Raw genomic sequence first — 10,114 nt, 5'->3', positions numbered from 1 at the left:
GCCGCCATATTGCTTACGCCACCGGTAGAACGTCAGCTCGGAAACGCCGATCTGGCGAACAGCATCCGCCATCGCCATGCCTTGGCCGCGCAAAACCTCAMCCTGCCGAAGCTTCGTGACGATCTCGTCGGGCTTGTGTCGCTTGTTTGCCATTGTGGTCCTCCTTCATGGTCAAAACCATACTTCAAGGTGGACCCGTTCAATGGGGGTGGATCAAGAAACGCAGCACTTGCTGCAGGCCTGGTTCGCCCCCAGGAGACGCACGTTGAGGTGTCGCCCGATCTGGTTTCAATAGGGAAGCTCCTCTTCCAAACCAAGAAGATGTCGCTGGACCACGAGACCGCATGCGCCACGTGCCACAGGGATCGGTTCGGATCCACTGATGGCCTTCCCGTGGCCATAGGCACGGAGGGACACGGCGAGGGGATTTCCAGGCTGCTGGACGGTGGGGACATCATTCCAAGAAACGCGCTGCCCTTCTGGGGCAGGGGCGGCGTAGGCTTCGACGTGTTCTTCTGGGATGGCCGTGTGGACGGCTCCGGAAACGGTCTCATCAGCCAGTTCGGTGATGCGGCACCCTCGGATGATCCGTTGGTGGTAGCCGTGCATCTACCTCCGGTCCAGATCGGCGAGATGATCCTCGACATCGCCGGAAATTACGAACTCGAAAGCGAGTCCATCGGCTCCGCCCAAAGGGTGTACGATACCATTGCCCGTCGAATAGCCGAGGACCCCGCGCTAGGGCCTTCGCTTGGCTCCGCCGCCGGAGTCGAGCAGGCCGATATCGGCTTCATACACATCGCCCAAGCCATCGCATCCTTCATCCGCTTCAACTTCCGCATCAAGGACACGCGATTCCATCGGTTCGTCTTCGATGACGGTGAGCTCACCGACGACGAGCGGGCGGGCGGGCTGCTGTTCTACGGGAAGGCCGGATGCTCGGCGTGTCACTATGGGCCATACTTCTCCGATCTACGGTTCCACGCCATTCCCTTCACGCAGGCGGGCTTCGGCTTCAACGGCTTCGGAATCGACTACGGCAGGTTCAACGTCACGATGGACCCCGATGACCGCCAGAAGTTCCGGACTCCACCGCTCTACAACGCGGCGAAAACAGGCCCGTATTCCCATTCCGGCTCGATCGGGAACCTGAAGGAGGCGATACGGGCACACGTGGACCCGCTTGCTGTTTACAAGGCCGATCTGCTAACGGGCCCACAGCGGGTGCAATTCTACGAAAGCCTTCGCACCTGGGCGCGCGAACCCGTCTCCGGGACATACCTATCGGACCACGAGCTCGACGGCCTGGTAGCCTTCCTGAGGGCGCTGGAATACGAAAGCGATCAGCCCGTACAGGAAACGGAATGAGCTTTCGCGGCCGCCGCCGCAACTCATTCCGGCTCTCATCACCGTCGCGCTTTGCGCCATCCCGCCGCGCGAGCTTCCGCCTCTGAGCAGAACCAGTGCTCCCCCTTTCCCTCGTTAATCTGGGTCTTGGAGTAATCCTGCTGTCCGGGAATATGGTAGATCCGTTCACCGGAGGAAGAGATGTTCCCCTTGATCCTGCATCTGCCGGAAGGAACAGAGCCGATCAATGGCATGACCTGTGCGGGCCGCTGGCTCTGCGTCCGCTGTTCGGCCCGCCATTCCCAAGGAAGCTGAAGCTCCCCTGCCCACATACCCGCCTTCTCGCTGCGGGCGGCTTCCTGTTGCCGACTTCGCGCCGCTCGTTCACCGCATCATGATCGTCGCCAAGGCAAGCTCTCCTGCGCTCAACATGAAAGGGCGCCACTGCCGGTCCCCGAAACCGTGAAGCGGTTGACACGCTCTTACTGGACCGTTTAGTCATTCATTCGGACGAAATGAAAAAATTGATCGGAGGAATGGCCGAGCGATCATGCGATCGCGGGTCAGGCTCTAGCCGGTCACGCATTTTCCCCGCAGAGTGGGCAAGCGTGATCCACGGCGACACTCGCGGCACTGGGGTCTGGGAGGAACTTGATGGCCGAAAAGACAGCGGAGAACGTGGTGGAGGAGCCCACGGAACCGAAGACGGGCGATCGCGATCTCGGCTCCTGGATGACACTCATCGCATCGACCCTGGCGATCACCTATACCGGGTTCCACCTGTACACGGCCGGCTTCGGCAACCTCCCCAACCTGATCCAGCGCAGCCTCCACGTGGGCTTCGCGCTGGTGCTGGTATTCATGCTGTTCTCGCTGCGAGGCAAGGGCGGAAAGCGCGTCTCCGTGCTCGACTGGATATTCATCGCCATTTCGATCTTGAGCACGGCGTGGGTCGCATACAGCTACGACCGCTTCATGCTGAGGCTGGAGCTCACAATCGTCGACATCGTTCTCGGCGCGCTGACCGTGCTGACCATCATGGAAGCCGCGCGACGGCTGATCGGCACGATCTTCACCGCCCTCGCTGCCGTGTTCATCGGCTATGCGATGCTAGGCCCCTACATCCCGATGCCATTCGCCCATCGTGGATTCAGCATCGAAGTCATCGTCAACCACCTGTACACGACCGATCTCGGCCTCTGGGGCGTGACGACCAGCGTCAGCGCAACCGTGGTTGCGATCTTCATCATCTTCGGCTCGATCCTGTTCTTCAGCGGCGGTGGAACGACCTTCATCAACATGTCGCTGATCCTTGCCGGCCGCACCACGGGCGGGCCGGCAAAGGTCGCGACCATCGCCAGCGCGCTCTTCGGCACGATCTCGGGTTCGGCGGCTGCCAATGTGGCCGTCACGGGAAGCTTCACGATCCCGATGATGAAGCGGCTGAAATACAGTCGCGAATTCGCGGCCGGCGTGGAGGCGACGGCTTCGACGGGCGGCCAGCTGATGCCGCCGATCATGGGCGCTGCCGCATTCATCATGGCCGAGATCATCGGCATCCCCTATGTCGACATCGTCAAGGCCGCGTTCATTCCGGCCCTGCTGATGTATGGCGGGGTGCTGGTCGCAGTGCATTTCGGTTCGGTCAGACGCGGCTATGCGGCGCTTCCCGCCGAGGATATCCCGGATTGGCGCACAACCCTCGGTCCGCGCCAGCTGGTGCCCTTGCTGGGGCCGATCGCGGTCCTTCTCTGGTTCCTCATGGGCGGTTCGACCCCACAGCGCGCAGGCTTTGCCGCCACGATTGCCGCGATCGTCCTCTTCCTCTTCCAGGATTTCAACTGGGATGCCTATCGCGGCCGCTTCCGCGCGCTGGTCCGTGCGCTCGAAAGCGCAGGGTATGCGCTCATCCTCATCGCAGTTCTGGCGGCGACCGCGCAAATCGTCATCGGTATTATCGGATTGACGGGTGTGGGCGTGCGCTTCACCGCCATCCTGATGGCAGCGAGCAATGGGAACCTGTTCCTGGGACTGCTAATCACCATGGGCGTGGCTCTCGTCCTTGGGATGGGCATGCCAACGACGGGAGCCTACCTGTTAGCCGCGTCCGTCCTAGCGCCGGCTCTCGTCCGGATGGGGCTCGAACCGCTCCAGGCGCACATGTTCGTTTTCTATTTCGCGATCATTTCCGCGATCACGCCGCCAGTTTGCGCCGCGGTCTTCGTGGCGTCGGGAATCGCCCAAGGCGATTGGTTCAAGACCGCGCTCATCGCGACGCGCCTCGGACTGGTGGCGTTCATCATCCCGTTCATGTTCGCCTACTCGGATGCCCTGTTCCTTCAGGGGCCGGCGCTCACCGTAGCGTTGGCAATCGTGACCGCATCGGTCGGGGTCATTGCGCTGGCCGGCGGTGTCATGGGCCAATTCATCCAGCGCAACACCATCCTGGAATCGGTCATGCTGGTTGCTGCCTCGCTCCTGCTGATCAAGCCCGGCTCCCTGACCGACATCGCGGGCGCAGCCATCCTCGCGGTTGTGGTCGCGATGCAGGTCTACCGGCTTCGCCGCGGGGCTGCATACTCCGCGACCGGTACGTGAGGCATCGTCCTGTGACAGGCATGACGGAATGCGCGTCGGCTACGGTCGGACCGCCGAGGCCGACTAAGGGTGTTCACGGCTTTGCATCGAGCCATGGACGGAGCTTCCAGGCAGTCGGCTCCGCCATGCAGTATGGCGGTCGACCGGCCGGCCTAAGCCGCAATGGCCCGAAAAGCTGATCCGTCAGCGGTGAGCGGCTCCCGGCGTGCCCAGGTCGGGCCTGCCGTTCTGGTTGTCGTCATCGGCTTCTTCATGACGTTCGTGTCGCGCGGCCTAGGCGACTCGTTCATGGTCTTTCTGGTCGCGCTGGAGAACGAGTTTGGCTGGAGCCGTTCGTCGTTGGCCGGGGTCTATTCGGTCTACATGCTGGCGGCCGGCGTGTCGGCGCCATTGTGGGGCTACTATTTCGACCGCTTCGGCCCGCGAGCGACCTACGCAAGCGGCCTTCTCATCCTTGGCGCGGTCATGGTTCTGGCCGGGCGCTCGACCCAGATCTGGCAACTGTACGTGACGGCGGGCGTGCTGTCCGGGGTCGCGGGCTCGGCGCTCGGCATGATTCCGGCATCCAACCTGATCAGCCGCTGGTTCAACGACAGACGGGCCTCGGTCATCGCAGTGGCCCACGCCGGCATCGGGATGGGAATCGTGGTCGTCGTGCCGCTGGCGCAGATGTCGATCGACGCGAGCGGCTGGCGCAGCACCTATGCCCTGATGGGGTTGGTGCCCTTGGCCCTGCTGCCCGTCGTCCTGGTAATGCCCTGGCGCAGACTGGCTGCAGGAACCCCGTCGCCAGACCCTGGTTCGGGTCTGGTCGAAATCGCGGACCCGGATGCCGCAGGTCGCGGCGCCAGGAGCGGGTTCACGATGAGGCAGGCCCTGGCGACGACCGAATTCTGGCTTCTGGTCCAGGTCTTCTTCTTCACGGCGGCAGGCATGTACGGCGTGATGGTGCAGACCGTGCCCTATCTCATATCGGCAGGGCTGACGCCGCTGCAGGCCGCCACCGCGTTCGGGTCGTCGGCCATGCTGTCGATCTTCGGCGTGATCGCCGCAGGGGTGCTGTCGGATATCTACGGCTATCGGTTCACGGCCACGGTCAGCTTCTGCGGAACGCTGCTGGGCATCATCGCACTCCTGGTGTTCTCGTCTCTGCCGACAGCCTGGCTGCTGCTGACATATGTGCTCCTGTTCGGCCTGAGCCAGGGCGCTCGGGGGCCCATCGTCTCGGCGCTCACATCGTGGATTTTCGCCGGCTCGAGCTTCGGGACGATCTATGGTGCCATCTTCATGCTGATGTCGCTGGGAGGAGCGGTCGGCGGCTTTGGCGGCGGCCTGCTGCACGACCTGTCGGGAAGCTATCTGCCGGGCTTCGCCGTCTCGATGCTGTGCGTCAGCGTGGCGTGTTCTGCATTCTGGATGTCCGCGAGGCTGGGCAATCAGTCGCGAGGGGCCGTGGAGCCAAGGAGATGAGCCTGTCGGGCCCGCGCCGCTCTCTACGGAATTGACAGCCGTAGTAGCGGGTGCGATAAAAATTCGAATGAATTTGCCGCCCTTTCGGCGGGTGGAGAGAGACCGGCTTGTTGGCCGAACTTTAGGGGAGGAACGTTGATGTCGAAGAATTCCAAGAAGCGCGGGCTGGTCGCATCGGCCATCGGGCTGGCCAGCGCGGCCGCGATGTTGGCGGGCCTCCTGACGGCCCCTGCCACGGCGCAGGATCGCCTGTTCCTGAACATGGGCGCTACCCCGACCACCTCCGGCTTCTTCACCTACTTCGTGTCCGCAGGCCAGGCGATCGAGAAGAGCACGAATGGCCGGATCGTCGTCAACGTGATGGAAACCGGGTCGTCGGTCGACAATCTGCGCAGGATTCGTCGCGGCGAGATGGAATTCGGGCTTTCTACCGTCGACGTTGCCGGGCAGGCGGCGCGGGGCGTGGGCGTCTTCGAAGGCGAGGCTGCCTGGCCGGAGCTTCGTCGCCTGCATCTGCTTGCCGAGGTGCCGAACATCTACACGGTGCGGATCGATTCTGGCGTGGAGGATATCCAACAGCTTGAAGGCAAGCGGTTCAACGCGGGCATCACCGGAAGCTCGACCGAAGCCCAGACGCTGGACGTCCTGGATGTTCTCGGCATCAAGCCGAACCTCTACAGCGCAACGACGGGGGATGCGATCGCGGCCGTCCAGGACGGCGAGATCATCGGCTATGCGAAGTCCGCTGCGAGCGTGCGGACGCCTGACAGTTCCTTCATGCAGCTCAACACTGCGGTCAATGTGAGGATTCTTGGCCTCACTCAGGACCAGGTCGACAAGGTGAAGTCGGTCCACCCCTATTATTCCTCGCTCACCGTTCCGGCAGGGGTCTACCCGAACCAGGAGAAGGACATTCTCACGATGGGAACCGCGCCCGGCCTCGTGACGACGCGCGATGCGATCTCGGAACAGGACGCCTATGACATCGTGAAGGCTCTCATCGAGGAGAAGCAGGTCCAGGTGGACGCGTTCCCGTCGGTCGCTGATGTCGATTTCGTGAAACTCACGCTGGAACAGTCGGTCGTGCCGCTGCATGCCGGCGCCGTGAGATATTTCCGCGAGAAGGGCTTTGAAGTGCCCGACCATCTGGTGCCGCCAGAGGCGAAGTGACCAACCTCCGTCCGACGGGACGCCGCACCGCGGCGTACGGTCGGGCCTCCTGACTGGAAGAATGATCGGCGCCCGTTCACGGAACGGGCGCCTTTTTTCCGATGATTGTCGAGCTCTGGCTTGCCTGGTCGACGCATGCCGAACGGCGTCGATGCCCTGTGCCTGACGTTCAGAACGCGGCCGGATGAAAGCCGCCGTCCAGCCGGATGTTCTGGCCAGTCAAGTAGCCTGCGTGCGCCGAACAGAGAAACGCGCAGACATTGCCGAATTCCTCCGGCCTGCCGAATCTGCCCGCCGGGATCTCACCGCGGAGGGCTTCCGATTGCTGCTCGAATGTCGAGCCGCTCTTTCCGGCCGCGAACGCGATCGTGTCCCTGATGCGATCCGTCTCGAATTTGTAGGGAAGCAGGTTGTTGATGCTCACGTTGCAGCTGGCGACCGTGCGTGCGATGCCGGCGAGAAACGCGATCAGGCCGGCGCGCGCGCCCGACGAGGTCGCAACGCCGGGAGCGGAGTGGATGGCTGCGATCGACGTGATGTTGACGATCCGCCCGAAGCCGCGTTGCGTCATCGGCTCGATGACGTGCTGGATCATTTCGATCGGGGCCAGCATCCCCAGCGTCATGTCCCGCAGGATCTGATCCCGGGACAATGCCAGGAACTCGCGGGGCTGCGGGCCGCCGCCATTGGTGACGAGGATGTCGGGGGCCGGACCGGCGGCGAGCAGTTCCTCCTGACAGGCAGGGTCGCCAACATCTCCCGCAACAGCGGTCACGGCGACATCGTAATTCGCGCGCAGTTCGGCCGCCGTCTCCGCCAACGCCTTTTCGTCGCGGCCGTTGATGACCAGGCTGCAGCCTGCTTGCGCCAGTGCGACCGCACAGGCGCGCCCCAGCCCCTTGCTCGAAGCGCAGACGATCGCGCTCCTGCCGCCAATTCCCAAATCCATCGTGGCCCCTCCTGTCGCATTGCGGGTCCCAGCCTGGTCGTGGCGCCCGTGCCCTTTGCGTGTGCCTGTACGGGCGTCGACCTGGCGCGGCTGCCCGTTCGGCATCCTCCAGCGTGGATGCTACGAGCGGACGACCGTCTCATTCGGCAGCACGAGAGGCTGGCCTGCTCCCGATTCCGCCGCCTTCGCCATGAAACAGCATTGACAGAGGAAAGTGCAACATATATTCATTCGAATGAATAGGGGTCGGGACGGGCGAGCGGGGGATGTCGGTGTGAGCGGGGGTGGGCCAAGCTATGACGTTCTCGTCAGCGGGAACAGCTACCGCTTCGAAGTGGGTGGTATCGGCATATCCAATACGACGCTGATCCACACGGCCGACGGACCGATCATCTTCGATCTCGGCTCCCACGTGACGCGCGACATGATCAAGCTCGGGTTGAGCAAGCGTGGCCTGAATCCTTCGGACATTCCGCGCGTGTTTCTGTCGCACCTGCATTTCGATCATGTAATGAACATCGATCTTTTCCCGCATACGACGGAAGTATTCGTCAGCCGGCGGGAGTGGGATTACTGCAGCAACCCTCACCCCGAGGATGACTGGCTTCCGTGGGGTATCAAGGAGCAGCTGGAGAAGTATCGCCTCCGTCTCGTCGACGGCACGGATGAGCTGTCGTCGGGCGTGCGCTATTTTCCGGCGCCCGGCCATACGCCCGGTTGCTACGCGGTGGCGCTCGACCTCGCCGACGGGCGCAAGGTGACGCTCGCCGGAGATGCCGTGAAATTTCCACGCGAAGCGATCCGCATGAAGGCGGATCATTCCTTCGACACAAAGGAAGTCGCGTCGCAAAGTATCCGGACCATCATGGAGATGAGCGACGTGGTGGTGCCCGGGCATTTCGGCGAGTTGTTCAAGGAGGACGGCCGCGTCGTGTGGGAGGCTATCCAGCCTCTCAATCTCATCGCTCGGTAGTTTCTACGCATTCCAGACCATCAACCGCGGGCTGCGGTCGGGGCTTCCGCCTCAGCCTGCCATCGGGAGGACACCCATGAGAAATTTGCTTATCGCGCTCGGCGCCGCCGCCGCGCTGTTCGGGGCGCAGCCGGCGCTGCAGGCGCAGGAGCAGTGGCAGGCCTACACCTATTGGGGTTCGCCGACGGTCATCGCGGCGAAGGGCTTCAAGAAGCTGACGGAGGACATCGAGGCGGCTTCCGACGGCGCGCTCACGATGAAGTTCAACCTCGGCGGCTCGCTGTCGATCGCCGGTGCGAACATCAATTCGGCCGTCACGGACGACGTGGTGCAGTTCGCGCATGACGCGTTCTATCAGGGCGCGATCCCGGGAGCGGGCGTGGTTTCCCTGCCGTTCCTGATCCGCGGCGCCGACGAGATGGCCAAGGCCGTCGACCTCGTCATCCCCTACGCCGAAGCGGAGTACAAGAAGCGCGGCATCACACTGCTGGGCTACTACAGCTATTCGCCGCAGGTTCTCTTCTCGCGCGATGTCGTGAAGTCGTTGGCCGACCTCAATGGTAAGAAGGTGCGCGTGACCTCGCCGGAGCAGTCGGACTTCGTCAAGGCGTTCGGCGGCACGCCTGTCAACCTGACCTCCGCCGACGTCCCGACCGCGCTCGAGCGCGGTCTCGTCGACGTCGTCCTGACGGCGCCGTCGGGCGGGGCCATGGCGTGGAAGGAACTGCTGAAGTCGAGCTATCGTCTCGAGGTCAACTTCCCGGTCTCCTGGATCATCGTCAATTCGGATCGCTTCGAGACGCTGGCGCCGGAGTTGCAGGAGAAGATCCGCGGCATCGTCAAGACCGAGACAACGGCCCTGACCAAGGAGCTGGCGGGCAACGACGCCTCGCTGAACGAGCAGCTCGCCGCCGCAGGCCTCGAGATCACCGAGCAGAGCGCCGAGGACCAGAAGGCTGCCATGGAGAAGATGGAGCCGATGTGGAGCACCTGGGCCGAAGGTCGTGGACCGGAAGTCGTCGAGCTGCTGAAGTCGATCCGGACGACTCTGGGCCGATGACCGAGAAGCTGTCCGCAGACCACGAACAGCAGGGTGAGCAGACTGCCACCCTGCCCGAAACCTTCGTCGAGGCAGCCTGCCGCTGGCTCGGCGTGGGCATCCTGCTGGCGATGCTGACGATGATCAGCGTCGAGGTGTTCATGCGGACAGTGCTGAACTACTCCTGGGAAGGGACGGACGAGTATGGTGGCTACCTGCTCGTCGCCCTGACCTTCATCAGCCTGTCGGTTACGCTGGCGCGCGGCGGATTTCACCAGATGCAGCTGGTGCGCATCCGTCTGAGCCCCCGGCAGATCATAGTGCTCGACACGGTCATGCATGTGCTGTCGCTGCTGTTCATGATCATCCTGGTCTGGCAGTTCAGCCGGATGGGTCTGCAGAGCTGGCGCAACGGTGACATGTCGATGACCGCCATCCGCACCCCGCTCTGGATGCCGCGCGCCGTCATGGTGATCGGCTCGCTGGCGCTCTGCTACACGCTCGTGCGGTTCATCATCAGCGGCATCGGCAAGATCCGCGCCATGCGGCGGGAGGCCTGATACCATGG

At 63.2% G+C, this 10,114-nt stretch carries 8 protein-coding genes and 1 pseudogene; 7 read left to right on the top strand and 2 right to left on the bottom strand.

Annotation, left to right across the window (positions count from 1 at the left end; translation table 11 throughout):
- Positions 1 to 153 (bottom strand): annotated as a pseudogene (locus L598_RS09340) (IS3 family transposase); the annotation flags it as partial.
- Here L598_RS09340 and L598_RS09335 point away from each other — a divergent pair.
- The 4 genes from L598_RS09335 (at position 136) to L598_RS09315 (ending at position 6,585) form a co-directional block, all read left to right on the top strand.
- On the top strand, positions 136 to 1,368 hold the full coding sequence (locus tag L598_RS09335) for a His-Xaa-Ser system-associated MauG-like protein (protein ID WP_348642747.1): 1,233 nt from the start codon (positions 136 to 138) through the stop codon (positions 1,366 to 1,368). The pseudogene L598_RS09340 and the gene L598_RS09335 sit on opposite strands and share 18 nt — an antisense overlap.
- Positions 1,369 to 2,001: 633 nt before the next feature.
- Positions 2,002 to 3,945, top strand: coding sequence for a TRAP transporter fused permease subunit (locus tag L598_RS09325; RefSeq protein ID WP_144861868.1), 1,944 nt, complete (start codon positions 2,002 to 2,004; stop codon positions 3,943 to 3,945).
- A gap of 162 nt (positions 3,946 to 4,107) precedes the next feature.
- Entirely contained in the window at positions 4,108 to 5,415 is a 1,308-nt protein-coding gene (locus L598_RS09320; RefSeq protein ID WP_144861866.1) for an MFS transporter, read from the top strand.
- A gap of 138 nt (positions 5,416 to 5,553) precedes the next feature.
- On the top strand, positions 5,554 to 6,585 hold the full coding sequence (locus tag L598_RS09315; RefSeq protein ID WP_144861864.1) for a TAXI family TRAP transporter solute-binding subunit: 1,032 nt from the start codon (positions 5,554 to 5,556) through the stop codon (positions 6,583 to 6,585).
- Between the two features lie 169 nt (positions 6,586 to 6,754).
- Here L598_RS09315 and L598_RS09310 read toward each other — a convergent pair whose 3' ends face one another.
- Complete coding sequence (locus L598_RS09310; RefSeq protein WP_144861880.1) at positions 6,755 to 7,534, bottom strand: SDR family oxidoreductase; 780 nt, start codon at positions 7,532 to 7,534, stop codon at positions 6,755 to 6,757.
- A gap of 274 nt (positions 7,535 to 7,808) precedes the next feature.
- Between L598_RS09310 and L598_RS09305 the strand changes: the two genes are divergently transcribed.
- From L598_RS09305 to L598_RS09295, 3 genes are all read left to right on the top strand, one after another.
- A complete protein-coding gene (locus L598_RS09305) occupies positions 7,809 to 8,507 on the top strand; it encodes an MBL fold metallo-hydrolase (RefSeq protein WP_186444983.1) in 699 nt (232 codons plus the stop codon).
- A 76-nt stretch (positions 8,508 to 8,583) separates the two neighbouring features.
- On the top strand, positions 8,584 to 9,567 hold the full coding sequence (gene dctP, locus L598_RS09300) for a TRAP transporter substrate-binding protein DctP (protein WP_144861860.1): 984 nt from the start codon (positions 8,584 to 8,586) through the stop codon (positions 9,565 to 9,567).
- On the top strand, positions 9,564 to 10,106 hold the full coding sequence (locus L598_RS09295; RefSeq protein WP_144861858.1) for a TRAP transporter small permease: 543 nt from the start codon (positions 9,564 to 9,566) through the stop codon (positions 10,104 to 10,106). The genes dctP and L598_RS09295 overlap by 4 nt, the downstream gene beginning before the upstream one ends.
- Positions 10,107 to 10,114: the final 8 nt, after the last annotated feature.

Origin of the sequence: Mesorhizobium sp. J18 (assembly GCF_007829525.1) — a bacterium.
Lineage (GTDB): Bacteria > Pseudomonadota > Alphaproteobacteria > Rhizobiales > Rhizobiaceae > VLJP01.
Note: the sequence above shows the minus strand (reverse complement) of the source record. Positions and strands in the feature narration are given on the sequence as shown.